Here is a 24,753-nt window from a genome sequence, read left to right as displayed (position 1 = left end):
TCGGCACCGGCCTGCCCGTACGGACTCTCGGTCATCCGATCAGTCGGTGACGGTGATCGAGGAGATGACGACGTCCTCGACCGGCCGGTCCCCGCGCCCCGTCGGCGTCGTCCCGATCTTGTCGACGACCGCGCGGCTGGCGCCGTCGGCCACGCGACCGAAGATCGTGTGCTTGCCCTGGAGCCAGGTGGTGGGCGCCGTCGTGATGAAGAACTGGGAGCCGTTGGTGCCGCGCCCACCGATCTTGCCGGCGTTCGCCATGGCGAGGACGTAGGGCTCGGTGAAGTCGAGCTCCGGATGGATCTCGTCGTCGAAGGTATAGCCCGGGCCACCGGTGCCGGTGCCCAGCGGGTCACCGCCCTGGATCATGAAGTTGGGGATGACGCGGTGGAAGACGACGCCGTTGTACAGCGGCTCGTTGGTCTCCTCACCCGTCTCGGGGTGGGTCCAGGTCCGCTCGCCCTTGGCGAGGGTGACGAAGTTGTCGACGGTCTTGGGGGCGTGGTTGGGGAACAGCTCGATGACGATGTCCCCGAGGTTCGTGTGCACAGTTGCTTCCATGCCGCCGATCCTTTCACGCCCTCCTCGGTGTGCGCAGGTGCGGCCCGTGCCCCCGGCGCGCGGACGTGGCAGGGTGGGACCAGAACAGGGTCGCCGAGCGCCGCACGGCGAGATATCGGCCCTGGGAATGGTGCGCTCGTCTGCCCGCGGTGGGACGATGAGCCACACGTACCTGTCAGTCACGAGGGAGAGCACATGTCGCGCAAGCAGAAGACCCGCGAGGTCGACACCGATAAGGTCCGCCAGCAGGCCGTCGAGCTCGGGCACGTCCTCGGCGAGCAGGCGGGCAAGGCCGGCGAGCTCGCCGCTTCTCTCGCCGGGCAGGGCAGGGACTGGGCCACCGACGTCGCGGCCCCCAAGATCGACAAGGCCCTGCGCGACGGCGTCAAGGTCGCTGCCCCGAAGATCGAGGCCGCGGCCGAGAAGGCGCGTCCCGTCGTCGACACCACCCGCGACCGGATCGTGGACGACTACCTGCCGCGTGTGCAGAGGGCGATGCACGACGCCGCGGAGGCCGCCGGGGGCAAGGGCACCGTCAGCGAGCGCGCCACCAAGGCGAGCAAGGCCGCCCAGAAGGCCATGACCACCAAGCCCAAGAAGGGTGGCGCCGGCAAGAAGGTCGGGTGGATCCTCGTCGGCACCGCTGCCGCTGGTACCGGCTACCTGCTGTGGCGCCGCACGCAGCCCGTGGACGACCCGTGGGCCGAGGAGTACTGGGAGGACACCACCGTGACGACACCGAACGACAGCTCGTCCCAGGTCTCGGCCGTCCCGGCCGGCACCGAGGACGGCGAGCCCGCGGGCGACGCCGCGACGGTGGCCGAGGAGACCGAGACCGAGGCCGGTGCCGTCAACACCGAGACCACGCCGATCGACGCAGGTCGCGACGAGAGCGACGTCGACACCACCCGCAACGCCTGACCCACACGCAGGAGGCCCGGGACCTGAGGTCCCGGGCCTCCTGCGTTCAGGTGCCGGCCGACGACCACATGGTCGTCGTGCTGCTGGCGGTGGTGGAGCCAGCGGGACTCGAACCCGCAACCCCCTGCTTGCAAAGCAGGTGCGCTACCAATTGCGCCATGGCCCCCGGCGCCGGTGCGTGACCGGCAGGGGAATGCTACCCGTGGTCAGGCGGTGGTGGTGCCCGGCTCGGGGAAGGTGTTCCCGCCGAAGCTGTCGGTGACCTCGGCCCACAGCTCCCGCTCCTCGCGGTCGGCCTTGACCTTGGTCCAGACGGCGTAGCCGGCGCCCGCCAGCGCGGCCAGTCCGAGGATCTTCTTCATGCGGGTCTCCTCCTCGGGTGATGATCGGGTGGGCCTAGCTGGACTCGAACCAGCGACCTCTTCCTTATCAGGGAAGCGCTCTAACCGTCTGAGCTATAGGCCCGATGCACCCTGGCGCGTGGCCGTGGGTGCCGCAGCAGACTACCCCAGCGCGCTCGTCGTTCCCAAACCCGTAGGGCCGGGCGCGGACGTCGCGTTCGCCACAGTTCAGTCGTCGGTCAGCGTCAGGTGCACGCCACCGACGAGAGCCGCGACGATGTTGTAGAGGAAGGCACCCAGGGTCGACAGCGCCGTGAGGAGCAGCACGTCGACGACGGCGATGATGGCCGCCATCGACATGACGCGGTCGAGCTGGACGTAGTCCATGAGCCGGAGGAAGTTCTCCGAGTCGAGCGTGACGAGAAGCTCCTCGACGTCCGCGAACACGTGCATCGAGTCGAGGACGAACCACATCGCGGCCGCCGCGACGACGATCCCGATGCCCACCGCGATCGACAGGAGGAACGACAGCTTCATGACCGACCACGGGTCCACGCGGGCGACGGACAGGCGCACGCGGCGCGGTCCGGCGGCCGGGCGCGCGCCCGAGCGCGGGTCGTCTGCCGCGGGCGCCGTCCGGGTCTCGCGCTCGGCCGGCTGCGCGGCCGGCTGCGGCGCCGTGGCCGGCCCGCTGCTGCTCGTGGCCGTGGCGCCGTAGCGGGGAGCCGCGGCCGAGCCACCGGCGACGCCGGAGGACCCGGGGCGGACGTGGCTGGTGGCCGTCGTGCTCACCGGTGCGGTGTCGTCGGGGCGCGGGACGACGGGGTGCTCCTCCACGCCGCGGGCTGCGGCGAAGCGCTCAGCGAGGCTGGTCCGCATGGCGGCACGGTCCTGCTGGGCCGGGCGGGGCGACTCACCCTCCGGCGGGGTCACGTCCCCCGCGCCGCCCTGACCGGGCGTGGTGCTGCTCATGCGTCTCCTCCATCGTCGCCCTCGGCGGGCTCCTCGGTCTCCTCAGGGGTCGACGCTACGCCATCGGCGTCGCGCTCGGCGTTGCGAGCGACCGCGATGATCCGGTCGCCCTTGTCGGGCTTGGCGAAGATGACGCCCTGGGTGTTCCGCCCGGTGAGGCTGACCTCGGCGACCGCGGACCGGACGATCTTGCCCCGCTCCATGATGACGAGAACCTCGGCCTCCGGGCTGGTGAGCAGCGCGCTGACGAGGTCGCCGCGTGCCTCGACGAGGTTGGCGACCTTGATCCCCAGACCGCCACGGCCCTGGACGCGGTACTCCTCGACGGCCGTGCGCTTGGCATACCCGCCCTCGGTGACGACGAACAGCGCCGCGTTCTCGTACCACGGACGGACGACGTCCATGGCGAGCAGCTCGTCGTCCTCGCGGAACTTCATGCCGGTGACGCCGGAGGTGGAGCGGCCCATCGGACGCAGGGCCTCGTCGGTCGCGGTGAAGCGGATCGACTGTCCCTTGCGCGACACCAGCAGCAGGTCGTCGTCGCTGTTGACGAGCTGGGCGGACACGAGCCGGTCCCGCTCGCCGTCGCCGTCCTCGCGGAGGTTGATCGCGATGATGCCGCCGGTGCGGTTGGTGTCGTACTCCTGCAGACGGGTCTTCTTCACCAGGCCCGAGCGGGTCGCGAGGACCAGGTAGTCGGCGTCCTCGTAGCTGCGCAGCGCCACGACCTGCGCGATGCGCTCGTCGGGCTGGAAGGCGAGGAGGTTGGCCACGTGCTGGCCCTTGGAGTCGCGCCCACCCTCGGGAAGCTCGTACCCCTTGGCACGGTAGACGCGGCCCATGTTGGTGAAGAAGAGCAACCACTGGTGGGTGGTGGTGACGAAGAAGTGCTCGACGATGTCGTCCTCGCGCAGCTGCGCGCCACGCACGCCCTTGCCGCCACGGCGCTGGGAGCGGTAGTTGTCCGTCCGCGTGCGCTTGGCGTAACCGCCCCGGGTGATCGTGACGACCACGTCCTCCTCGGGGATGAGGTCCTCCATCGACATGTCACCCTCGTAGGGCACGACGGTGGTGCGGCGCTCGTCGCCGTACTTCGCGACGATGGAGCCGAGCTCCTCGGACACGATGGTCCGCTGCCGCTGCGGGGAGGCGAGGATGTCCTTGTACTCCCGGATCTCCGCCTCGATCTTGTCGTGCTCGTCGACGATCTTCTGACGCTCGAGGGCCGCGAGGCGGCGCAGCTGCATCGCGAGGATCGCGTCGGCCTGGACCTCGTCGATCTCGAGAAGGTCCATGAGCCCCCCGCGCGCGGCGTCCCCGCTCTCGGAGGCGCGGATGAGCGCGATGACCTCGTCGAGCATGTCGAGGGCCTTGAGCTGGCCGCGCAGGATGTGGATACGCTCCTCGGCCCGGTTGAGGAGGAACCGGGTCCGCCGGACGATGACCTCGATCTGGTGCGTGACCCAGTGGCGCACGAAAGCGTCCAGGCTGAGCGTGCGGGGCACGCCGTCGACGAGGGCGAGCATGTTCGCCGGGAAGTTGTCCTGCAGCTGGGTGTGCTTGAAGAGGTTGTTGAGGACGACCTTGGCGACGGCGTCACGCTTGAGCACGATGACCAGGCGCTGGCCGGCGCGCCCGGAGGACTCGTCGCGCATGTCGGCGATGCCCTGGAGCCGGCCGTCGTGGACGAGTGAGGCGATCTTCGTGACGAGGTTGTCCGGGTTGACCTGGTAGGGCAGCTCGGTGATCACGAGGCACTGCCGGCCCTGGATCTCCTCGACGTTGACCACGGCGCGCTGGGTGATGGACCCGCGTCCGGTGCGGTAGGCGTCCTCGATGCCGCGGCGTCCGAGGATGGTCGCGCCGGTGGGGAAGTCGGGGCCCTTGATGCGCTCCAGGAGCGCCTCGAGCAGCTCCTCCTTGCTCGCGTCCGGGTTCTCGAGGAACCACTGCACGCCGTCCGCGACCTCGCGGAGGTTGTGCGGCGGGATGCGGGTGGCCATGCCGACGGCGATGCCCTCGGAGCCGTTGACGAGGAGGTTGGGGAACCTCGCCGGCAGGACGTCGGGCTCCAGGTTCTTGCCGTCGTAGTTGTCGTGGAAGTCGACGGTGGCCTGGTCGATGTCGCGGACCATCTCCATGGCCAGCGGCGCCATCTTGCACTCGGTGTAGCGGGGGGCCGCCGCGCCGAGGTTGCCCGCGGAGCCGAAGTTGCCCTGCCCGGCGATGAGCGGGTAGCGCATCGACCACGGCTGCACGAGACGCACGAGGGCGTCGTAGATCGACGTGTCACCGTGCGGGTGGTACTGCCCCATGACCTCGCCGACGACGCGCGAGCACTTGTTGAACGACGCGTCGGGGCGGTACCCGCCGTCGTACATCGCGTAGAGCACGCGGCGGTGCACCGGCTTGAGGCCATCGCGAACGTCCGGCAGCGCTCGTCCGACGATGACGCTCATCGCGTAGTCGAGGTACGAGCGCTGCATCTCGAGCTTGAGGTCGACCTGCTCGACGTGGTCGATGGGGGGCTGGGTCACTTCGTCCTTCTATCCTTCGGCAGGCAGAGCGGGGCAGGGAGGGTCTAGATGTCCAGGAAGCGCACGTCGTGCGCGTTGCGCTGGATGAACTCACGACGGGACTCGACGTCCTCGCCCATGAGCACGGAGAAGACCTCGTCCGCGGCCGCGGCCTCTCCCACCGTGACCTGCCGCAGTGTGCGGGTGTCGGGGTCCATCGTGGTGTCCCACAGCTCCTGCTCGTTCATCTCGCCCAGACCCTTGTAGCGCTGGATCCCGCTGTCCTTGGGCAGCCGCTTCCCGGCGGCGGCGCCCTCGGCGAGGAGGGCGTCCTTCTCGCGGTCGGTGTACACGTACTCGTGCGGCGCGTTGGTCCACTTGAGTCGGTAGAGCGGCGGCTGGGCGAGATAGACGTGCCCGCCCTCGATGAGGGGGCGCATGTAACGGAAGAGCATGGTGAGCAGCAGCGTGGTGATGTGCTGGCCGTCGACGTCGGCGTCGGCCATGAGCACGATCTTGTAGTACCGCAGCTTGGAGATGTCGAAGTCCTCGCCGATCCCGGTCCCGAACGCCGTGATGAGCGCCTGGATCTCGAGGTTGCCCAGCGCCTTGTCCAGGCGGGCCTTCTCGACGTTGAGGATCTTCCCGCGCAGCGGCAGGATCGCTTGGGTCTCGGGGTCGCGCCCCTGGACGGCGGAGCCGCCGGCGGAGTCGCCCTCGACGATGAAGATCTCCGAGCGGGTGGCGTCGCGCGTGGAGCAGTCCTTGAGCTTGCCCGGCATCGACGCCGACTCCAGGGCACCCTTGCGGCGGGTTGCCTCACGAGCCTTGCGGGCCGCCATCCGTGCCGCCGCCGCCTGGAGCGCCTTGCGGATGACGTCCTTGGCCTCGTTCGGGTGCGCGTCGAGCCAGTCGCCGAGGTGGCTGTAGACGACCTGCTGGACGAAGGTCCGCGCCTCGGTGTTGCCGAGCTTCGTCTTCGTCTGCCCCTCGAACTGCGGCTCGCCGAGCTTGATCGAGATGACGGCGGTCAGGCCCTCACGGATGTCGTCGCCCGTGAGGTTGTCGTCCTTGTCCTTCAGCAGGCCCTTGTCCTTGGCGTACCTGTTGATGAGCGAGGTGAGAGCCGAACGGAAGCCCTCCTCGTGGGTGCCGCCCTCGGAGGTGTTGATGGTGTTCGCGTAGGTGTGGACCGACTCGGAGTAGGCGCTGGTCCACTGCATGGCGATCTCGAGGGAGATCTGCCGGCTGGTGTCCTCGGACTCGATGTCGATGATCTCGCGGTTGACGAGCTCGACCTTCTTGGCCGAGTTCAGGTGCTCGACGTAGTCGCGCAGCCCGTTCTCGTAGCGGTAGCTGACCTCCCGGTGGCCCGGGCGGGCGTCGTCGGCGGTGCCCTGGTCGTCACCGGTCACCTCGTCGCCCGCGTCGGTGACGCCGGCGCGCTCGTCGACCAGGGTGATGCGCAGGCCCTTGTTGAGGAAGGCCATCTGCTGGAAGCGGGCGCGCAGCGTCTCGAAGTCGAAGTCGGTGGTCTCGAAGATGTCGCCGTTGGGCCAGAACGTCACGGTGGTCCCGGTCCGCTCGGTGCTGCCCACGCGGGCGAGCGGCGCGGTGGGGACACCGTCCTGGTAGCTCTGGCGCCAGATGTCGCCGGCCCGGTGGACCTCGACGTGCAGGCGCGTGGACAGGGCGTTGACGACGGACACGCCGACGCCGTGCAGCCCACCGGAGACGGCGTAGCCGCCGCCACCGAACTTGCCGCCGGCGTGCAGGACGGTGAGGACGACCTCGACGGCCGGCTTGCCCTCGGACTCGACGATGTCGACGGGGATGCCGCGACCGTCGTCGACGACGCGCACGCCGCCGTCGGGAAGGATCGTCACGTCGATGGTCGTCGCGTGCCCGGCAAGGGCCTCGTCGACGGAGTTGTCGACGACCTCGTAGACGAGGTGGTGCAGGCCGCGCTCACCGGTGGAACCGATGTACATGCCCGGACGCTTGCGGACGGCCTCCAGGCCCTCGAGAACCGTGATGTTCGTTGCGTCGTAGCCGGCGTCCGGCTGGCTCGTCCCGGTACTCGGGGGCATCTCGTCAGCCACTGTCTGGGGCTCTCCTCGTCATTCGTCGCGGCGCAGTACCGCACCGTCGCCTGGTCCGGGACGGTGCACCTGGCACCACTACTGCCCGGGGGTGTGACTCCAGCCGACACCCCGCGGGCGGGGTCACCCGATTCTACTGCGTGGGCGCCCGAATCACCGCATATCCACAAGTTCATCCACAGTGTGATTGGTCGCCCGACGGTGTCCTGCGCAGCGGCTCAACCGTAGGTGTCGCGCGGTCCCCGGCCGCGGACCGAGCGTGGTCCACGGGTCCAGCTCGGTCCGCCGGGCCCGCGGATGACGATCTTCTCCACGACGTCCTCGCCGACCTCCTCGGCCAGCCGACGCTCGAGCTGCGGCTGGAGCAGTCGCAGCTGGGTGGCCCAGGCGGTGGAGTCGGCACGCACGACGAGCACGGCCTCGTCGAAGGTCTCGACGACGCAGTGGTCGGCGAGCTGGTCACCGACGATCTCCCGCCATCGGCCGACGACGCCACCCATGCTGACCGGGGCGGTCCACCCGCGCTCGGTGAGGACCTTGTCGACGATCGGGCCGAGCATCTGCGGGTCACGGCGGGAAGGTCCGGACCCGCTGCCGACGTCGCCGAGGCCGGGCCCCGGGCGGAAGCGCCGCTTGCCCGGCACCGGCCGACCGGCGGCGCTGCGCCGCAGGCCCTTCGCCGCCGCCGCGGCCCGGGCCCTGGCCAGCGCCTGGCTGGCAGCCGAGGACGTCGAGTCCTCCTCCTGCTCCGGAGGCTGCGCGTCACTCACGGGCGACCTCGCCGTTCGCCACCGTGAACCGCGCCCCGCGCAAGGACTCGGGGACGTCCTCGGCGACGGCGGCGGTGATGAGGACCTGCTCGGCGCCACCGACCATGGTGGCCAGCCGCTCGCGCCGTCGGACGTCGAGCTCGGCGAACACGTCGTCGAGGATGAGGACCGGACCGCCGTCGTCGTCGTCCGAGAGCACCTCGAAGGAGGCGAGCCGGAGGGCCAGCGCGTAGGACCACGACTCCCCGTGACTGGCGTAGCCCTTGGCGGGCAGACCGCCGAGGGTGAGGACGAGGTCGTCCCGGTGCGGCCCGATGAGGCTCACGCCGCGGTCGATCTCCTTGCTCCGCACCCTGGCCATGGCCTCGACGAGTCGCTCCTCGAGCGGACCCACGTCGGTGAGCGCGTGCTCCTCCTCCGGGGTCGCCTCTCCCTCGCCGTCGAGGCCGAGAAGGGCGGACCGGTAGCCGAGACGGGCCTCGCCCTGCCCGGCGCTGACCTGCTCGTAGGCCTGCGCGACTCGCGGCCGCAGCCGGCCGAGGAGGTCGATCCGGGCGGCGACGACCTCCGCGCCCGCGGCGGCGAGGTGACGGTCCCACACGTCGAGGGTGGACAGGTCAGGACTGGCCCCGCGGCGACGGGCGGCACCGGCGGTCTTGAGGAGCGCCCCACGCTGGCGCAGGATCTTGTCGTACTCGCTGCGGACGCCCGCCAGTCGCGGGGCGAGGAGCACGAGGAGGTCGTCGAGGAACCGGCGGCGGACCTGTGGGTCACCCTTGACGAGCTCGAGGTCCTCGGGGGCGAAGACGACGCTGCGCACGATGCCCAGGACGTCGCGCGTGCGGCTGACGGGAGCGCGGTTGAGGCGCGCCCGGTTCGCCTTGCCGGCGACGATCTCGAGCTCGACGAGGGTCTCGCGTCCTTCACGGACAGCCTTGGCGCGGACGACGGCACCGCCTGTGCCGTGGCGGACGAGGGCGGCGTCGGAGGCCACCCGGTGGCTGGAGAAGGTGCCGAGGTAGGCGACGGCCTCGACGATGTTCGTCTTGCCCTGGCCGTTGTGGCCGACGAAGGCGGTGACGCCCGGGTCCAGGGCGAGGACGAGCTCGGCGTAGGAGCGGAAGTCGTGCAGGGAGAGGTTGGAGACGTACATCCTCAGCGCTCGTCGGCGCGACGGACTGCGTGTCCCCCGAACTCCTCGCGGAGGGCGGCGATCGCCTTCATGGCCGGGGACTGCTCCTGCCGGGAGGCGAAACGGGCGAAGAGTGCGGCGGAGATCGTCGGGGCGGGGACCGCGTTGTCGATCGCCTCCTCGAGGGTCCAGCGGCCCTCGCCGGAGTCGTTGGCGTAGTCGTCGACGCTCGCGAGGCCCGGGTCGCCCTCGAGGGCGTCGACGAGCAGCTCGAGCAGCCAGGACCGCACGACGGTGCCGCGCTGCCACGCACGTAGGACGGCGGCGACGTCGGGGACGAGGTCCGACCGCGAGGCGATGATCTCGTACCCCTCGGCGTAGGCCTGCATGAGGCCGTACTCGATGCCGTTGTGCACCATCTTGGAGAAGTGGCCGGCGCCCACGCCGCCGGCGTGGACGAAGCCCTCCTCGCGGGGCCCGTCGGGACGCAGGGCGTCGAAGACCGGCATCGCGCGCTCGACGTCCTCGGCGCTGCCGCCCACCATCGTGCCGTAGCCGTACTCGCGTCCCCAGACCCCGCCGGAGATCCCGGCGTCGATGTAGCCGATGCCGCGCTCGGCGAGCATGGCCGCATTCGTCTGGTCGTCGCGGTAGTAGGAGTTGCCGCCCTCGATGACGAGGTCACCGGCCTCCAGCCGGGTGGCCAGCTCCTCGAGCACCGCGAGCGTGGGCGCGCCGGCGGGCACCATGATCCACACGACCCGGCTGCCGGCGGGCAGTGCCTCGGCGAGCTCGGCGAGAGACGCGACGTCGCTGATCTCGGGGTTCGTGTCGTAGCCCGTGACGGTGTGACCGGCGGCCTCGATGCGCTGGCGCATGTTGCCGCCCATCTTGCCCAGGCCAACCATGCCGATGTGCATGTCTGCTCCCCTCGTGGACGACTGCAGCGAACGTACCCGGAGTGTGACTACCCGGCGAACCGGATGGGCATGAGGAGGTAGCGGAACTCGTCCTCGCTCTCGCCCTCCGCGCTGCCCTGGCCGGTCATCACGGCCGGCTTGCTCGGGTGGGTGAAGGACAGACGCACGAAGTCCGTGGACAGTGCCCCCAGCCCGTCGAGCAGGTAGTGCGGGTTGAAGGCGGTGACGATGTCCTCTCCCACGAGCGTGGCCTCGAGGACCTCCGAGGCCTGGGCGTCCTCTCCCTGGCCGGCCTCGAGGACCACCTGCCCGTCGGAGAAGCTGAGGCGGATCGGGGTGTTGCGCTCGGCGACCAGGGAGACGCGGCGGGCGGCCTCGACGAGCGCCGCGGTGGCGACGACGGCATGCGTCGTGGTCTCGTCAGGGAAGAGACGCCGGACCGGCGGGTAGTCGCCCTCGACGAGCAGCGAGGTCGTCTGGCGACCACCGGCGGCGAAGCCGACGAGCGAGGCGGAGTCGCCACCCAGGGCGACGTCGACGCTGCCCGCGCTCGTGAGGGACTTGGCGACGTCGGAAAGCGTGCGGGCGCGGACGAGGGCGACCGAGGAGATGGACGGGTCGGTCGGGTGCCAGCTCAGCTCGCGCATGGCGAGGCGGTAGCGGTCGGTGGCCATGAGGGTGAGCTTCTCGCCCTCGATCTCCACCCGGACGCCGGTGAGCAGCGGCAGGGTCTCGTCGCGGCTCGCGGCGATGCTCACCTGGGCCACGGCCTCGGTGAGGACGTCGGCGTCGATGGTGCCGGAGAGCTCGGGCATCGCCGGGAGGGCCGGGTAGTCCTCCACCGGCATGGTGAGGAGCGTGAAACGGCTGGCGCCGCAGCGGAGCACCACCTTCGTGCCGTCGAGCGTGAGGTCCACGGGCTTGGCGGGCAGCGCCTTGGCGATGTCGGCGAGGAGGCGGCCGGAGACGAGCACGACCCCGGCCTCCTCGACCCCTGCGGGGACCGTGGACCGGGCCGAGACGTCGTAGTCGAAGGTCGACAGGGTGAGGGACCCCTCGCTGCTCGCCTCCAGCCGGACACCGGCGAGCACCGGGACCGGCGGGCGCGCGGGAAGGGAGCGAGCTGTCCAGGCGACGGCCTCGGCAAGGACGTCCCGTTCGACCCTGAGCTTCACGATTGTTGACCTCTCTCGGAGCGTGACGGCGCAGCGCATGGTGCTGCGCACGGGAAACCTTACGCGAGTGGACGGACGCTCCGGACGCGAGTGGAGCGGGTTCGTCCGGCCGGATCTTGTTATTCACAAGCGATCTGGAAAGGGGGTCTCGTCATCATCGTCGGTGGTGTGGACACTGTGGACATCGCACGTTCGTGCAGGTCACCGAGGGTCCCGAGCTGTGAGGGGCGGTCCTGACGGACCTGTGGAGAACGGCCCGGGCCAGTGGATTGTCGTCACTGCTCGCGGCGTCGTCCACCGACGGGGGATGCTCTGTCCACTGACAAGTTTCCGCTGTCCACGTCAATCCACAGGGTTGTCCACAACTGTGCATTAGCCCGCGGAGCCGATCTCCTTCGTGGAGCACCACCGTGCGGGGCGAGCGGGAGGTCAGCCTCCGGTGCGCGCCTTCTGCTTGATCCGGTTGGTCAGCTCCGTGACCTGGTTGAAGGTCGAGCGCTTCTCCGCCATCTGCTCGCGAATCTTGCGGTTGGCGTGCATGACGGTCGTGTGGTCGCGGCCGCCGAAGAGCTGGCCGATCTTGGGAAGGGACAGCTCGGTCAGCTCGCGGCACAGGTACATGGCGATCTGGCGGGCGTTGACCAGCACACGGGAACGGTCGGCACTGCACAGGGCATCGATCGACACGGAGAAGTAGTCCGCGGTCTGGCCCATGATGAGCGTCGGGGTGATGTCCTCGCCGTCGGTGTCGGTGATGAAGTCCTTGAGCACCATGACGGCCAGTGACTCGTCGACCGGCTGACGGTTGAGGTTGGCGAAGGCCGTGACGCGGATGAGAGCGCCCTCGAGCTCGCGGATGTTCGTCGAGATCCGCGAGGCGATGTAGGAGAGGACCGCGTCGTCGATCTCGAGGTTCTCGTTGTTCGCCTTCTTGCGCAGGATCGCGATGCGGGTCTCGAGGTCGGGCGGCTGCACGTCGGTGAGCAGGCCCCACTCGAAGCGGGAGCGCATCCGGTCCTCGAAGCCGTTGAGCTGCTTGGGGGCGAGGTCGGAGGTGATGACGACCTGCTTGTTCGCGTTGTGCAGCGTGTTGAAGGTGTGGAAGAACTCCTCCATCGTCTGTTCCTTGCCCTGGAGGAACTGGATGTCGTCGATGAGAAGGACGTCGACCTCACGGTAGCGGCGCTGGAATGCCTCGGCCTTGTCGTCGCGGATCGAGTTGATGAAGTCGTTGGTGAACTCCTCGGAGTTCACGTAGCGCACCCGGACGCTGGGGTCGAGGCTGCGGGCGTAGTGGCCGATCGCGTGGAGCAGGTGGGTCTTTCCCAGTCCGGAGCCGCCGTAGATGAACAGTGGGTTGTACGCCCGGGCCGGCGACTCCGCGACGGCGGTCGCCGCCGCGTGGGCGAACCGGTTGCTCGAGCCGATGACGAAGGTCTCGAAGGTGTACTTCGGGTTGAGCCGGGCGGCGTCGGCCTCGGCGACGGCAGAGGCACGGCGGGCCGCGGCGCGGGTCTCCTGCGGGGTGGGCGGCGCAGGAGCGTCGTCGGGGGTCTCGGCGCTGGGTACGCGCGGGGACGTCTCCTCCAGCGTCGGGTCGACCGTGACGGCGAAGCGGACAGCCGCTCCGAAGGCCTCGGTCAGCGCCTCGGTCAGGGCCACCCGGGCCCGGGTCTCGAGGAAGTCCTTGGCGAAGTCACTGGGAACCGCGAGGAGGAGGGTGCCGTCGACGGCACCGAGCGGGCGGGTGAGGCGGATGAAGGCGCGTTGGGCGCCACCGATGTCCCCACTCTCCGTGAGGATGTCCACGGCACGTGCCCAGACGTCGGTAATGTCGTCGTTCTCGGGCACAGCGGTCCTCTCCAGCAGGGTGTCAGGGCCACGAGTGTCGCACCTCGCCCCTCGATCCACATAGATATCCACAGATGTGCAGAAGAGGCGTGAGGGACGGCATACTCGGGCGCCCGGAGGTCGGATTGACCGGTGTTCTCCGGCTCGCGTATCGTGGGCAAGCCGTCCCGACGGCTCTTCCGTGGTGCCTGCGCACCGGTTCTGTCACGCGGAGGAGCGGCGCAGCCGCGCATCTGCTGCCCAGCGGCAGCGTAGACAACCGACGTTTTGGAGTACTGCCGTGAGCAAGCGGACTTACCAGCCGAACAACCGGAAGCGTGCCAAGGTGCACGGGTTCCGGCTGCGCATGCGCACGCGCGCCGGGCGCGCCATCCTCGGCGCCCGTCGTCGCAAGGGCCGCGAGAAGCTCTCGGCCTGAGCCGTGCTGCCGCCGCAGCACCGGATGCGTCGGTCGGAGGACTTCACCGACGCGGTGCGCGGTGGTGCTCGCAGCGGCACTCGACGGCTCGTCGTCCATTTGCGGACCGCCGAGAACACCGCGCCGACTGCACCCCGGGCCGGACTCGTCGTGTCCAAGGCAGTCGGCAACGCAGTCGAGCGCAACCAGGTCAAGCGCCGGTTGCGCGGGTTGCTCGCGTCTCGGATCAGCGCCCTGCACGACGGCGACAAGCTCGTCGTGCGGGCGCTTCCCGCTGCCCGGGGGGCGTCGAGCGCCGCGCTCGGCGAGGACCTCGACGCCGCACTGAGCGGAGCGCGCCGACGGGCGGTGCGGCGATGACCGGCCGGCTGAGCGGTCTCCTGGGCCGCGGCCTGGCGCTGCTCGTACGGGGCTACCAGCTCGTCGTCTCTCCCTGGATGGGACCGACGTGCCGCTACTACCCCTCGTGCTCCGCGTACGCGATCACCTCGTTGACGCGGCACGGTGCGGTGCGTGGGGTCGGACTCGCCACGTGGCGACTGCTGCGCTGCAACCCGTGGAGCCGAGGCGGGGTCGACCACGTCCCGCAGCCGGGTGAGCCTATGCCGTGGTCAAGAAGCGGGGCACGAGCACGTACCCTCGGTGTAGCTGCCGGTGGGGCGCGTGCGAACGACGCGCCGGAAGACCTCTAGGAGACGACCCGCATGGGTGTTTTTGACACGATCCTGTACCCCATCAAGTGGGTCGTCGCGTGGATTCTCCACCTGTTCCACGAGCTGTGGACGTTCGTGGGTCTGGACCCGGCCAGCGGCTGGACCTGGGCCCTGTCGATCGTCGGCCTGACGGTCATCATGCGCATCCTGCTCATCCCGCTGTTCTTCAAGCAGATCAAGGCATCTCGCGGGATGCAGGTCCTCCAGCCGGAGCTGCAGAAGCTCCAGAAGAAGTACAAGGGCAAGAACGACCCGGCGTCCCGGCAGCAGATGCAGTCGGAGATGATGGCGCTCTACCAGAAGCACGGGACGAACCCCTTCGCCTCCTGCCTGCCGATCCTCGCGCAGTCGCCGATCTTCTTCGCCCTCTTCCGGGTGCTGTACTCGATGCCGCAGATCGCCGACGGCACCTACCGCGACGGAGAGCCTCTCGGTCCGATCGGCCAGGCGGCGGCCTCCCAGTTCCTCGACGCAACGCTGCTCGGGGCACGGCTGTCGCAGTCCTTCCTGGGTGAGGGAGCGACGCTCAACGTCCGGATCCTCACCGCGGTGCTCATTGTCCTCATGTCGGTGACGACGTTCACCACGCAGCGGCAGCTCACGATGAAGAACATGCCGCAGAGCGCGCTGGACAACCCGATGGCCAAGCAGCAGCGCATGCTCATGTACCTCATGCCGCTGATCTTCGCCTTCTCCGGCGTCTACTTCCCGATCGGCGTCCTCATCTACTGGCTCACGACGAACCTGTGGACGATGGGCCAGCAGTTCTACACGATCCGCAGGATGCCGGCGGCCGGATCCGAGGCGGAGAAGCGCTTCAAGGAGCGCGAGCGGGCCAAGCTGGAGCGCAAGGCCGCCCGCAAGGGCGTGCCCGTGGAGGAGCTCCTGCCGGAGCCGCCGGAGCCAGAGCGCCCCGTCCAAAAGGGCCAGCGGGTGCAGCCCAAGCGCAAGGATCGACAGCGGCGCCCGGGCACGCCCGGTGCGACGAACGGGCCGTCCCCGACCGGTGCCAGTGCGGCATCCGCGGACGATGCCGTCGAGGCCGAGCCCAGCGCACCGGCGCCCTCCGGCAGCCCTGCCGACGACGGCAAGACCCCTCAGCAGCGTGCTGCTGAACGCCACGCGAAGCGCGCAGCCCAGCGACGGGCCGAGATCGAGCGTCGTGGCAAGGGCCCGAGCAAGCCGGGCAAGTAGAGACCTGTTCAGCGCCCGGGGCGACGGGCCGAGAGAGAAGGATCAACCCGTGAGCGAGCAAGACGTCACGACCGACGACACGACGTCGGAGCAGAGCGCGGCGGCCCCCGAGGAGCCGGCCGCGGAGCGTACCCCCGCGCCGGCAAGCGTGAAGCGCCTCGAGGAGGAGGGCGAGATCGCCGCGGACTACCTCGAGGAGCTGCTCGACATCGCCGACCTCGACGGCGACATCGACCTGTCCATCGACCACGGTCGAGCGGCGGTGGAGATCGTCAACGAGGGTGGCTCCGACCGTGATCTCCGGCGGCTCGTCGGCGACGACGGAGAGGTCCTCGACGCCTTGCAGGAGCTGACCCGCCTCGCGGTCCAGGCTCGGACGGGCGAGCGCAGCCGACTCATGCTCGACATCGCCGGCCACCGGCGCGGTCGGCGAGCCGAGCTGACCGCCGTGGCGGAGGAGGCCATCACCAAGGTGAAGGCCGGCGCCGAGAAGGTCTCCCTGGAGCCGATGAACCCCTTCGAGCGGAAGGTCGTGCACGACGCCGTCGCGGCTGCCGGCCTGCTCAGCGACTCCGAGGGCGTGGAGCCGAACCGCTACGTGGTCATCACGCAGAAGTAACCGACACCTGTCGATTATATCGAGGAGTTCGTCGTGACCGTCGAGCGCGTTCCCGAGTCGGCGGCCCGCGTCTTCGGCGACTCGACGGCCACGATGGGGGCGTTCGCCTCGCTCCTGGCAGCGGAGGGCGAGCTTCGGGGACTCATCGGGCCCCGGGAGCTTCCCCGCCTGTGGACTCGGCACCTGCTGAACTCCAGCGCCGTCGCATCGTTCGTGCCGCAGGGCGCGCGGTTCGTGGACATCGGATCGGGGGCCGGCTTCCCTGGCGTTGTCGTCGCGATCATGCGAGCAGACCTCGAGGTTCACCTCGTCGAGCCGATGGACAGGCGCACGACATGGCTCGAGCACGTAGCCCGAGAGCTGGCGCTCTCGAACGTCACCGTGGTGCGTGCGCGGGCGGAGGAGCTGCACGGCAGTGCTGCGTATGACGTCGTGAGTGCACGCGCGGTGGCGGCACTCAAGAAGCTCGTGCCGTGGACGGCTCCGCTCGTCCGCCCCGGTGGGCAACTGGTCGCGCTCAAGGGCGAGCGTGCTGCTGCCGAGGTTGACGAGGCTGCGAAGACTCTCCGAAAGTACGGACTCGCCGACCCGGTTGTTCACGAGATCGTCGTGGAGGGAACGGACGAGCTGACCCGGGTCGTCACAGCTCAGAAGGGCAACTAGGCCGTACGGCTCAGCCCGACCGGACTGTTGTCAGCTGTTCCAGCCCTCGCGGGTTCGACCAGGCGAGGCATCGACTCCTCGTTGCACTCCGCTGTTTCACGTGGAACATACCTGCCGGATGCCGTCTAGGCCGACGAACGCGTCGTGTGCCGATGCGACGCGGTCTGGGAAGAGCAGTCGCCCCGGTCCTCTCTCGCACGGGAAGACGGTAGGGCTAGCGGGGCCACAGGCGGCAGTGCCGCCACAGAGTGCCGGGCGCGGCGCTCGCCTGCTGCGAGACGCGCACGATGGCCGGCGAGTTTCACGTGAAACCTGCTGCGTGCGGCGACTGGTTCGACGCATCGGGCAGAGGTGCCGGCGGGCATCAGGCCAGGAGGCGGTCCGCCGCGGTCCGCTAGGCCCTGACCGTTCCGGTCCTGCCCAGTTCATCCGCGGTGATACGCGACCGTGACGTCGGATCACGCTAGGTCACCCCCGTCGTCGGCACGGTGGTCGGCACGGTGCGACCCCCTCGTCGGTGCACCGAAGGTCTGTCGCTGCCGATACGCCTGTCGTCCGGAAGCGGCTCAAGGAAGGTCGGAACGCCCACGCAGCACCATCCAACGCCGAGGCTCGGGACGATGCCGGCAGTAGGCGACTCGCCGGTTCCACGTGAAACACGCGCACCTCGGATCTGCATCCATGGCTCCGTCAGCGGTCGTTCTGAGCGTGCCGTCGCTCCACTACGCCAGCGAAGCGATTCAGCTCCCAGGCCGCACACTGCGGACCCCTTCGCACCGACGACTCCATTAGAGCTGTCAATGCCGCGGGTGGTGGTGCGTCATCTATCGCGCGGAGCCGACGCGTGACCGGGGCGCCTGTAGGACTTCTCGTGAGTGGCGCCGCGTCGATATCGAGGCGCGGGCGGCAGACGCAGTGTGCGGCTCGTCGGGCGCACCCGCCTGGTGGCAGCTATGGCCCGTGCTTTGACGTTCCACCGTGGGTGCAGAGCCGGTGCGCAGGGGGGTTCGAGCGCGTCGAAGCTGTGAAGGCACCTGAGGCTGCACTGTGAGCGCGGCGCCTCGGCGGATGGAGACCGCGACTGGAGGCGCCAGGTGCGCGCAACCGGCGGTCCAGCGAGGCCCGGTGCGCGCGCGGGATCCTGTTCGCGCTCGTTTCACGTGAAACACAGGGTGCGCACGATTGCGATGTCGATCGTTCGTGCGTTCCGCGTGACTTCGTCATCGAGCCACACGAGTCCGCGTAGTCGGTTCTGCGGGTTCGAGATCAGGAGCACGCGCATAGCTGACTTCAGGGGCTTCCACACCGAGGACGATTCAGGCGCGTACTGCTGTTGGTTCCACGTGAAACGACGCGGGCCCGGAGCCAGCGCTCCGGTCGGAAAGGCAGGTCGAAGCGAGAGAACAGGCGACGCCTCATGCTTGGCTGGTGCGCGTGCAGGTGCTCCGAGCCCTTCAGGCGCTCATGAGCCATGGGGCTTCGACCAAAGCCGATCTCCGTACGTGCAGGCGTGACGGGGTTCTCTGCCATCCAATGTCATGTCGTCATCGAGCCTGACACCGTGCTGCGCGGGTTGCCCAGGCTCGCCGGCGCGGTCGATGTTCCACGTGAAACATACCGGCGCGGAGGCCGGCTGAGGCGGTGGCGCTGTCGTCCAGGAGGACGTTCGGTTGTACGTCCTCCTCTACCAAAGCGCGCTCAGGATGAGCTGCGGACGTAAGAGCAGCCACCGCGTCATAGCGGCGCCCCATGCAGGGATACGTTCCACGTGAAACCCGGGACGGTTCCACGTGAAACGGAGGACGACTGACGCGGTCCGCGGACCGCGCGTCGATGTACGACGGTGTCATCGCGACGGGATAAGCTGACGGCAGGGCGCGCCACAACTGCGATTCGAGGGGTACGTGTGACGGAGTCGGACGACACGACCGCCATGGTGAGACACGGCAACACAGGTGACCAGGAGGCTCGGAGCATCCTGGGAGGCCTGCACCACTTCGACGACTCCACGCCGTTGGCGGCCCAGCTCGCAGAGGACGCCCGACGGCGGATCGCGCTCGAGGGCAAGACCTTCCCCCGCCCGCCCGAGACGCGGATCCTCACCGTCGCGAACCAGAAGGGCGGGGTCGGAAAGACGACCACCACGGTCAACCTCGCCGCCGCGTTGGCGACAGGTGGTCTGCAGGTGCTCGTCATCGACAACGATCCGCAGGGCAACGCGTCCACTGCACTCGGCATCGACCACCATGCCGGGACACCGTCGACGTATGACGTGCTGATCGACGACGCACCGTTCGCCGACGTCATCCAGCGGTGCCCCGACGTGGACAACCTCTACTGTGCTCCCGCGACGATCGACCTGTCGGGCGCCGAGATCGAGCTCGTCTCGATGGTGGCAAGGGAGAACCGTCTCCGTAACGCCATCGCCGCTCTGCTCGCCGGCCAGTCCGACGAACAACGCTACGACTACATCTTCATCGACTGCCCACCGAGCCTGGGGCTCCTGACCGTCAACGCCTTCGTCGCGGCGCGCGAGGTCCTCATCCCGATCCAGTCGGAGTACTACGCCCTCGAGGGCCTCAGCCAGCTGCTGCGCAACATCGAGCTCATCCGCGGGCACCTCAACCCTACGCTACACGTGTCGACGATCTTGCTGACGATGTTCGACAAGCGGACGAATCTCTCGCGCCAGGTCGCCGACGAGGTGCACACCCACTTCCCGAGCCAGACGCTCGAGGTCTCCATCCCCAGGTCGGTGAGGATCTCCGAGGCGCCGTCCTACGGCCAGACGGTCCTCACCTACGACCCGGGGTCCACCGGCGCGCTCGCCTACCGTGCAGCCGCCCAGGAGATCGCCTCACGCGCCGAGCCAGCGGGCGCCGACCCATCAGCACAACCACAGCCCACCGAGGCGCACCGTACGGAGGATGTCCATGACTGAGAAGCGACGCGGCCTTGGAAAGGGCCTCGGTGCGCTGATTCCGACCGCTCCCGCAGCCGGGCGGCCGGTGGACGTCTTCTTCCCCGACCAGCGGACCGAGCGGAGCTCTCGGGCTCCCCAGGCACCCGTGACCGAGGCGGCGGAGGCACCGCCCGCACCAGCGCGGGACAGCACCCCCCGCACGAGTCGTACCACGAGCGCCACGACGACCAAGACGGCCGGCAAGACGCGCAAACGTGCCTCCATCCCCAAGGACACGGTGACCCCGCGCCGAGGCTCCGGCCCGGGGGCGCCCACCGCAGACACCCCCGCAGCCGCCGGCTCGGCGGAGGGCCCGCCGTCCACCCAGGCGCCTCCTGCGGAGGAGGCAGTGACGCCTGAGCAGCCGGCGGCTGCGTCGCCGGCCGAGGCAGCGAGTGAGGACTCGCTGGTCCCCGTCCCGGGTGCCACCTTCGCCGAGATCCCGGTCGACGAGGTCGTCGCGAACCGCCGTCAGCCGCGGCAGGTCTTCGACGAGGACGAGCTCGAGGAGCTTGCGGCCTCGATCCGCGAGGTCGGCGTGCTCCAGCCCATCGTCGTCCGCGCGCTGCCCGAGGGCGAGGAGGCACGCTACGAGCTCATCATGGGCGAGCGCCGGTGGCGCGCCTCCCAGCTCGCCGGGAACGCGACGGTCCCGGCCATCATCCGTGAGGTCGAGGACGACGCCCTCCTTCGCGACGCGCTCCTCGAGAACCTCCACCGTGCCCAGCTCAACCCCCTCGAGGAGGCCGCCGCCTACCAGCAGCTGCTCGAGGACTTCTCCTGCACGCACGAGGAGCTGGCATCCCGCATCGCCCGCTCGCGGCCCCAGATCTCCAACACGCTGCGGCTGCTCAAGCTGCCCCCGCTCGTCCAGCGGCGCGTGGCTGCCGGGATCCTGTCCGCCGGCCATGCGCGGGCCCTCCTGGGACTGTCGGACCCGGCGGCCATGGAGCGGCTGGCGCAACGCATCGTCGCCGAGGGGCTGAGCGTCCGCACCACCGAGGAGATCGTCGCCCTCGGGGACGAGCCGACGGCGCCGGAGATGCGCCGTCGTCCTCGCACGGGCACCTACACCGCGGAGCTCAACGAGATCGCCACGCGGCTGTCGGACCGCTTCGACACCCGGGTGAAGATCGGCATGGGACAGCGCAAGGGGAAGATCAACATCGAGTTCGCCAGCATCGAGGACCTCAACCGGATCCTCGACGTGCTGGCCCCCTCGGTGGAGCGGCCCCCGCTGGAGGACGCCACCTCCTGAGCGCCGCCGGGACCCCCTCACGACGCGTGAGGGGGTCCTGCCGTGTCAGGCGCGGGCGGCGGCGGTGCGCACGAGCCCGACGAGGAGCTCGGTGAAGCTCGGGCCGCCCTGCGCGGCCCAGGCCTGGGCGGCCTGCGGGTACAGGGACGTCTCCGTCATCCCCGGCGCGACGTTCATGTCGAGGAACCACGGCGTCCCGGCGGCGTCGACGACGAGGTCGGTGCGGGACAGGTCCCGCAGGCCCAGCGCGCGGTGGGCGGCGACGGCCGCGTCGCACGCGGCCTGTGCCGCTGCCGCGTCCAGACGGGCGGGCACGAAGTACTCGGTGCGGCCGGCGTTGTAGCGCGCGTCGTAGTCGTAGGGCCCGTCGGTGACGATCTCGACCGGCGGCAGCGCCACGGGCCCCTCCGCCGTCTCGACGACGGACACCGCCACCTCCGTGCCCACGACCGCCCGCTCGACGAGCGCGGCGTTCCCGTAGGAGAAGCACGCGACCATCGCGTCGGGCAGGTCCTCGGCACGCTCGACGACGCTGACGCCCAGGGCGGAGCCGCCGTCCTCCGGCTTCACCACGAGCGGCAGGCTGAGCCCGGCGACCGCCGTGGACAGCACGGACGCGGAGCCGATCTCGTGGAACAGCCCGCGCGGCAGGGTGACGAACGCGGGAGTGGCCACGCCCGCGGCCGCGACGATCGCCTTGGCCACCGGCTTTCGGGAGGCCAGTCGGCACGGGCCGGACGTGCTGCCGACGTAGGGGATGTCGAGGAGCTCGAGCAGCCCGCGGATCGAGCCGTCCTCCCCGGTGGAGCCGTGGACGAGCGGCACGACGACGTCTGGACGGTTCTCACGTAGGTAGGGCAGCAGCCCGGCGTCGAGGTCGCGGACCTCCACCGTGAGACCGGCGTCGCGCAGGAGCTGGGCGACACGGCGCCCCGAGCGCAAGGACACGTCGCGTTCGTGGGAGAGCCCGCCGGCAAGGACGACGACGCGCGGGTCGGCAGGCACGGTCTCGGCAGTGGTCATGGTGGCTCCGCTCTGTCTCAGGCCTGGTCGGGGCTCGGGGCGTCGACGAGGTGCTCGCCCTGCGGGCGGGTCCCGGCCGTGCCGAACATCTCGGTCAGCTCCGCCTCCGCGCGGACCACGCCGGCCAGGCGTCGCACACCCTCGCGGATACGCTCCGGCGTCGGGTAGCAGAAGGACAGCCGCACGTGGTCCGCGCCCTGGCCGTCGGCGTAGAACGCCGTGCCGGACACGTAGGCGACGAGGTTGGTGACGGCGCGCGGCAGCATGGCCTTGGCGTCCAGCCCCGCAGGCAGCGTGACCCACGTGTAGAAGCCGCCCGTGGGGACCGTCCAGCGTGCCTCGGGCAGGTACTCGGTGAGTGCCGACATCATCGCGTCGCGGCGGGTGCGGTACTCCTCGCGGAACTGCTTGACCTGCCCGTACCAGTCGTAGCCGTCGAGGTAGGAGGTGATCGAGAGCTGGCTGAAGCGCGAGGGGGACAGGATGGCCGCCTCGCTGGCCAGGACGAGCTTCTCGCGCACCGCGTGCGGGGCAGCGGCCCAGCCCACCCGGTAGCCCGGCGCGAAGGTCTTGGAGAAGGACCCGAGGTAGACGACGCCGTCGGGGTTGTAGCTCTTGAGGGAGGGCAGCGGGTCGCCGTCGAAGCCGAGCAGGCCGTAGGGGTTGTCCTCGAGGATGAGGACGCCGTGGCGGCGGCAGATCTCCACGACCTGGGGACGTCGGGCCTCGGCGAGCGTCACACCGCCGGGGTTGTGGAAGTTGGGCACGGTGTAAAGCATCTTCACGCGCCGGCCCTCGGCCGCCAGGCGGCGCAGGGTGGACTCGAGCTCCTCGGGCACCAGGCCGTCCTCGTCCATCGGGACGTGGACGATGTCGGCCTGGTAGGCGCGGAAGACACCGAGTGCGCCGACGTAGCTCGGTGCCTCGGCGACGATGACGTCGCCCGGGTCGATGAAGATCTCCGTGACGAGGTCCAGCGCCTGCTGCGACCCGGTGGTGACGACGACGTCGTCCGGGTGGGCGTGGACGTGGTCGTAGCGCATGACCTCGACGATCTGCTCGCGCATGGCGACCTCGCCCTGCCCGCTGCCGTACTGGAGCGCCTCCGGCCCGCGATCACGCAGCAGCTTGGCCGTCATGTCGGCGAGGTAGTCGATCGGCAGGCCGGAGATGTTCGGCATGCCCCCGGCCAGCGACACGACCTCGGGCCGGCTGGCGACGGCGAAGAGCGCCCGGATCTCCGAGGAGCGCATCCCGTGGGCGCGCTCGGCGTAGGAGTCGAACCACGGGTCGAGCCGTGTGCCCGCGGCAGCACGGTCACCGCCGGGGGTCCGGGGCTCGGGGTTCGTCATGTGGGTGCCTCCTCCTGCGCGCTCGTCGACGCGTCTGCCAGGCTACGCCGACCGCGGCCCGGATCCGCGCACCGTGTCAGGGAACGAGCGTGGCGAGCTGGGCCGCGAGGGCCGGCTTGGGCCGCGCCCCGACGATCGAGGCCACCGGCTCACCGTCCCGGAAGAGGAGCAGCGTGGGGATCGAGACGACGCCGTACGCCTGGGTGGTGTCCGGGTTCTCGTCGACGTCGAGGGCGACGACGCGCAGCCGGTCCCCGTACTCGACGGCGAGCTCGGAGAGCACCGGAGCGAGCTTGAGGCAGGGCTGGCACCACGGCGCCCAGAAGTCGACGAGGACCGGGCCGGAGGCGCCCAGCACCTCGGTGGCGAAGGTGTCGTCGGTCACCTGCGCCACCGAGGAGGGGGAGCCGGTCACAGGGAGACGGCGCCCTGGGGGGTCTGGGAGGCGTCGGTGGCGGGTTCGGCGGCTTCGCCGAGGGCGGCGAGGTAGCGCTCGGCGTCCAGGGCGGCGGCGCAGCCGGTGCCGGCGGCGGTGATGGCCTGGCGGTAGGTGTGGTCCACGGCGTCGCCGCAGGCGAAGACGCCGGGCACGGTGGTGGCGGTGGATGGGTGGGTGACGAGGATGTAGCCGTTTGGGTCGAGGTCGACCTGGCCGGTGAGGATGTCGGTGCGCGGGACGTGGCCGATGGCGACGAACAGGCCGGTGGCGTCCATCTGGCGCTCCTGGCCGGTGAGGGTGTCGCGCAGGGTGAGGCCGGTGACCTTGTCGGTGCCGTGGATCGCGGTGATCTCGCTGTTCCAGGCGAAGTCGATCTTGGGGTTGGCCATGGCGCGGTCGGCCATGATCTTGGAGGCGCGCAGCTCGTCGCGGCGGTGGACGATGGTCACGCGGGAGGCGAACTTGGTGAGGAAGGTGGCTTCTTCCATGGCGGAGTCCCCACCGCCGGCGACGACGATGTGCTGGTCGCGGAAGAAGAAGCCGTCGCAGGTGGCGCAGTAGGACACCCCGCGTCCACCGAAGGTCTTCTCGCCCTCCAGGCCGAGCTCCTTGTAGGCCGAGCCGTTGGCGAGGATGACGGCGCGGGCGCGGTAGGTGTCGCCCTCGGCGGTGGTGACGGTCTTGATGTCGCCGGTGAGGTCGACGGAGGTGGCGTCGTCGTAGATGACGGTGGCGCCGAACTTCTCGGCCTGGGTCTGCATCTTGTCCATGAGCTCGGGGCCCATGACGCCCTCGGGGAAGCCGGGGAAGTTCTCGACCTCGGTGGTGTTCATCAGTGCGCCACCGGCGGT

The 24,753-nt window shown here is 69.9% G+C and carries 22 protein-coding genes, 2 tRNA genes and 1 pseudogene; 9 read left to right on the top strand and 16 right to left on the bottom strand.

Annotated elements, in window-relative coordinates:
- Positions 1 to 39 precede the first annotated feature (39 nt).
- Positions 40 to 561 (bottom strand): peptidylprolyl isomerase, encoded by a 522-nt coding sequence (locus DSZ44_RS14715; RefSeq protein WP_110853384.1) that lies wholly within the window; start codon positions 559 to 561, stop codon positions 40 to 42.
- Positions 562 to 756: 195 nt separating this feature from the next.
- On the opposite strand from DSZ44_RS14715, the gene DSZ44_RS14710 reads away from it, so the two are divergent.
- Positions 757 to 1,482 carry a hypothetical protein gene (locus DSZ44_RS14710; protein ID WP_110853383.1) on the top strand — a complete coding sequence of 242 codons (726 nt, stop codon included), beginning with the start codon at positions 757 to 759 and terminating at the stop codon, positions 1,480 to 1,482.
- Between the two features lie 90 nt (positions 1,483 to 1,572).
- On the opposite strand, the gene DSZ44_RS14705 is transcribed toward DSZ44_RS14710, so the two are convergent.
- The 11 genes and pseudogenes from DSZ44_RS14705 to dnaA all read right to left on the bottom strand — a co-directional run bounded on the left by DSZ44_RS14705 (position 1,573) and on the right by dnaA (position 13,261).
- Positions 1,573 to 1,648: transfer RNA gene (locus DSZ44_RS14705), tRNA-Ala, on the bottom strand.
- Positions 1,649 to 1,688: 40 nt separating this feature from the next.
- On the bottom strand, positions 1,689 to 1,844 hold the full coding sequence (locus DSZ44_RS18395; RefSeq protein WP_181424662.1) for a DLW-39 family protein: 156 nt from the start codon (positions 1,842 to 1,844) through the stop codon (positions 1,689 to 1,691).
- Positions 1,845 to 1,873: 29 nt separating this feature from the next.
- Positions 1,874 to 1,947, bottom strand: a tRNA-Ile gene (locus DSZ44_RS14700).
- Between the two features lie 104 nt (positions 1,948 to 2,051).
- A pseudogene (locus DSZ44_RS19100) lies at positions 2,052 to 2,417 on the bottom strand (DUF3566 domain-containing protein); the annotation flags it as partial.
- Between the two features lie 374 nt (positions 2,418 to 2,791).
- Positions 2,792 to 5,281 (bottom strand): DNA gyrase subunit A, encoded by a 2,490-nt coding sequence (gene gyrA, locus DSZ44_RS14690; RefSeq protein ID WP_110853443.1) that lies wholly within the window; start codon positions 5,279 to 5,281, stop codon positions 2,792 to 2,794.
- A gap of 95 nt (positions 5,282 to 5,376) precedes the next feature.
- The gene (gyrB, locus tag DSZ44_RS14685; RefSeq protein ID WP_110853442.1) at positions 5,377 to 7,401 is read right to left on the bottom strand and encodes a DNA topoisomerase (ATP-hydrolyzing) subunit B; all 2,025 of its coding nucleotides are present in this window, start codon (positions 7,399 to 7,401) and stop codon (positions 5,377 to 5,379) included.
- Between the two features lie 230 nt (positions 7,402 to 7,631).
- The gene (locus DSZ44_RS14680) at positions 7,632 to 8,183 is read right to left on the bottom strand and encodes a DciA family protein (RefSeq protein ID WP_110853382.1); all 552 of its coding nucleotides are present in this window, start codon (positions 8,181 to 8,183) and stop codon (positions 7,632 to 7,634) included.
- The gene (gene recF, locus DSZ44_RS14675; RefSeq protein WP_110853381.1) at positions 8,176 to 9,336 is read right to left on the bottom strand and encodes a DNA replication/repair protein RecF; all 1,161 of its coding nucleotides are present in this window, start codon (positions 9,334 to 9,336) and stop codon (positions 8,176 to 8,178) included. Before recF ends, DSZ44_RS14680 begins: the two co-directional genes overlap by 8 nt.
- Positions 9,337 to 9,338: 2 nt before the next feature.
- The gene (gnd, locus tag DSZ44_RS14670) at positions 9,339 to 10,235 is read right to left on the bottom strand and encodes a phosphogluconate dehydrogenase (NAD(+)-dependent, decarboxylating) (protein ID WP_110853380.1); all 897 of its coding nucleotides are present in this window, start codon (positions 10,233 to 10,235) and stop codon (positions 9,339 to 9,341) included.
- A 47-nt stretch (positions 10,236 to 10,282) separates the two neighbouring features.
- Positions 10,283 to 11,410: a DNA polymerase III subunit beta gene (dnaN, locus tag DSZ44_RS14665; protein ID WP_110853379.1), complete on the bottom strand. Its 1,128-nt coding sequence runs from the start codon at positions 11,408 to 11,410 to the stop codon at positions 10,283 to 10,285.
- Between the two features lie 429 nt (positions 11,411 to 11,839).
- Entirely contained in the window at positions 11,840 to 13,261 is a 1,422-nt protein-coding gene (dnaA, locus tag DSZ44_RS14660; protein WP_110853378.1) for a chromosomal replication initiator protein DnaA, read from the bottom strand.
- 280 nt (positions 13,262 to 13,541) lie between these two features.
- Here dnaA and rpmH point away from each other — a divergent pair, with 280 nt between their 5' ends.
- The 8 genes from rpmH to DSZ44_RS14620 all read left to right on the top strand — a co-directional run bounded on the left by rpmH (position 13,542) and on the right by DSZ44_RS14620 (position 21,088).
- Positions 13,542 to 13,679, top strand: coding sequence for a 50S ribosomal protein L34 (gene rpmH, locus DSZ44_RS14655; RefSeq protein ID WP_110853377.1), 138 nt, complete (start codon positions 13,542 to 13,544; stop codon positions 13,677 to 13,679).
- Positions 13,680 to 13,703: 24 nt separating this feature from the next.
- The gene (gene rnpA, locus DSZ44_RS14650; protein WP_373681255.1) at positions 13,704 to 14,039 is read left to right on the top strand and encodes a ribonuclease P protein component; all 336 of its coding nucleotides are present in this window, start codon (positions 13,704 to 13,706) and stop codon (positions 14,037 to 14,039) included.
- On the top strand, positions 14,036 to 14,371 hold the full coding sequence (gene yidD / locus DSZ44_RS14645; RefSeq protein WP_181424661.1) for a membrane protein insertion efficiency factor YidD: 336 nt from the start codon (positions 14,036 to 14,038) through the stop codon (positions 14,369 to 14,371). The genes rnpA and yidD overlap by 4 nt, the downstream gene beginning before the upstream one ends.
- A 12-nt stretch (positions 14,372 to 14,383) precedes the next feature.
- The gene (gene yidC, locus DSZ44_RS14640; RefSeq protein ID WP_110853375.1) at positions 14,384 to 15,586 is read left to right on the top strand and encodes a membrane protein insertase YidC; all 1,203 of its coding nucleotides are present in this window, start codon (positions 14,384 to 14,386) and stop codon (positions 15,584 to 15,586) included.
- Between the two features lie 49 nt (positions 15,587 to 15,635).
- Positions 15,636 to 16,205, top strand: a complete 570-nt coding sequence (locus DSZ44_RS14635; protein WP_110853374.1) for a Jag family protein — start codon at positions 15,636 to 15,638, stop codon at positions 16,203 to 16,205.
- Positions 16,206 to 16,238: 33 nt separating this feature from the next.
- Positions 16,239 to 16,868, top strand: coding sequence for a 16S rRNA (guanine(527)-N(7))-methyltransferase RsmG (gene rsmG / locus DSZ44_RS14630; RefSeq protein WP_258369553.1), 630 nt, complete (start codon positions 16,239 to 16,241; stop codon positions 16,866 to 16,868).
- A 1,933-nt stretch (positions 16,869 to 18,801) separates the two neighbouring features.
- Positions 18,802 to 19,809, top strand: coding sequence for a ParA family protein (locus tag DSZ44_RS14625; protein ID WP_110853439.1), 1,008 nt, complete (start codon positions 18,802 to 18,804; stop codon positions 19,807 to 19,809).
- On the top strand, positions 19,802 to 21,088 hold the full coding sequence (locus DSZ44_RS14620; RefSeq protein ID WP_110853373.1) for a ParB/RepB/Spo0J family partition protein: 1,287 nt from the start codon (positions 19,802 to 19,804) through the stop codon (positions 21,086 to 21,088). The genes DSZ44_RS14625 and DSZ44_RS14620 overlap by 8 nt, the downstream gene beginning before the upstream one ends.
- Before the next feature lie 45 nt (positions 21,089 to 21,133).
- Here the strand turns inward: DSZ44_RS14620 and DSZ44_RS14615 are convergent, their stop codons facing one another.
- From DSZ44_RS14615 to trxB, 4 genes are all read right to left on the bottom strand, one after another.
- Positions 21,134 to 22,111 carry a D-alanine--D-alanine ligase family protein gene (locus DSZ44_RS14615; protein WP_110853372.1) on the bottom strand — a complete coding sequence of 326 codons (978 nt, stop codon included), beginning with the start codon at positions 22,109 to 22,111 and terminating at the stop codon, positions 21,134 to 21,136.
- A 17-nt stretch (positions 22,112 to 22,128) separates the two neighbouring features.
- On the bottom strand, positions 22,129 to 23,463 hold the full coding sequence (locus tag DSZ44_RS14610) for an aminotransferase-like domain-containing protein (RefSeq protein WP_110853371.1): 1,335 nt from the start codon (positions 23,461 to 23,463) through the stop codon (positions 22,129 to 22,131).
- Positions 23,464 to 23,539: 76 nt separating this feature from the next.
- Positions 23,540 to 23,878, bottom strand: coding sequence for a thioredoxin (gene trxA / locus DSZ44_RS14605; protein WP_309146719.1), 339 nt, complete (start codon positions 23,876 to 23,878; stop codon positions 23,540 to 23,542).
- Positions 23,875 to 24,753: thioredoxin-disulfide reductase (trxB, locus tag DSZ44_RS14600; protein ID WP_110853370.1), on the bottom strand; the 879-nt coding region annotated here is incomplete at its 5' end. The genes trxA and trxB, both read right to left, overlap by 4 nt.

The sequence above is a fragment of the Georgenia satyanarayanai genome (assembly GCF_900116375.1).
Taxonomy (GTDB): Bacteria; Actinomycetota; Actinomycetes; order Actinomycetales; family Actinomycetaceae; genus Oceanitalea; species Oceanitalea nanhaiensis.
This window is presented reverse-complemented; position numbering and strand designations above follow the sequence as displayed.

Coding starts and splice junctions, on each gene's coding strand:
- DSZ44_RS14715 (WP_110853384.1), bottom strand. CDS start 561: ATGGAAGCAACTGTGCACACGAACCTCGGGGACATCGTCATCGAGCTG.
- DSZ44_RS14710 (WP_110853383.1), top strand. CDS start 757: ATGTCGCGCAAGCAGAAGACCCGCGAGGTCGACACCGATAAGGTCCGC.
- DSZ44_RS18395 (WP_181424662.1), bottom strand. CDS start 1,844: ATGAAGAAGATCCTCGGACTGGCCGCGCTGGCGGGCGCCGGCTACGCC.
- gyrA (WP_110853443.1), bottom strand. CDS start 5,281: ATGCAGCGCTCGTACCTCGACTACGCGATGAGCGTCATCGTCGGACGA.
- gyrB (WP_110853442.1), bottom strand. CDS start 7,401: ATGCCCCCGAGTACCGGGACGAGCCAGCCGGACGCCGGCTACGACGCA.
- recF (WP_110853381.1), bottom strand. CDS start 9,336: ATGTACGTCTCCAACCTCTCCCTGCACGACTTCCGCTCCTACGCCGAG.
- gnd (WP_110853380.1), bottom strand. CDS start 10,235: ATGCACATCGGCATGGTTGGCCTGGGCAAGATGGGCGGCAACATGCGC.
- rnpA (WP_373681255.1), top strand. CDS start 13,704: ATGCGTCGGTCGGAGGACTTCACCGACGCGGTGCGCGGTGGTGCTCGC.
- yidD (WP_181424661.1), top strand. CDS start 14,036: ATGACCGGCCGGCTGAGCGGTCTCCTGGGCCGCGGCCTGGCGCTGCTC.
- yidC (WP_110853375.1), top strand. CDS start 14,384: ATGGGTGTTTTTGACACGATCCTGTACCCCATCAAGTGGGTCGTCGCG.
- DSZ44_RS14625 (WP_110853439.1), top strand. CDS start 18,802: ATGGTGAGACACGGCAACACAGGTGACCAGGAGGCTCGGAGCATCCTG.
- DSZ44_RS14620 (WP_110853373.1), top strand. CDS start 19,802: ATGACTGAGAAGCGACGCGGCCTTGGAAAGGGCCTCGGTGCGCTGATT.
- DSZ44_RS14615 (WP_110853372.1), bottom strand. CDS start 22,111: ATGACCACTGCCGAGACCGTGCCTGCCGACCCGCGCGTCGTCGTCCTT.
- DSZ44_RS14610 (WP_110853371.1), bottom strand. CDS start 23,463: ATGACGAACCCCGAGCCCCGGACCCCCGGCGGTGACCGTGCTGCCGCG.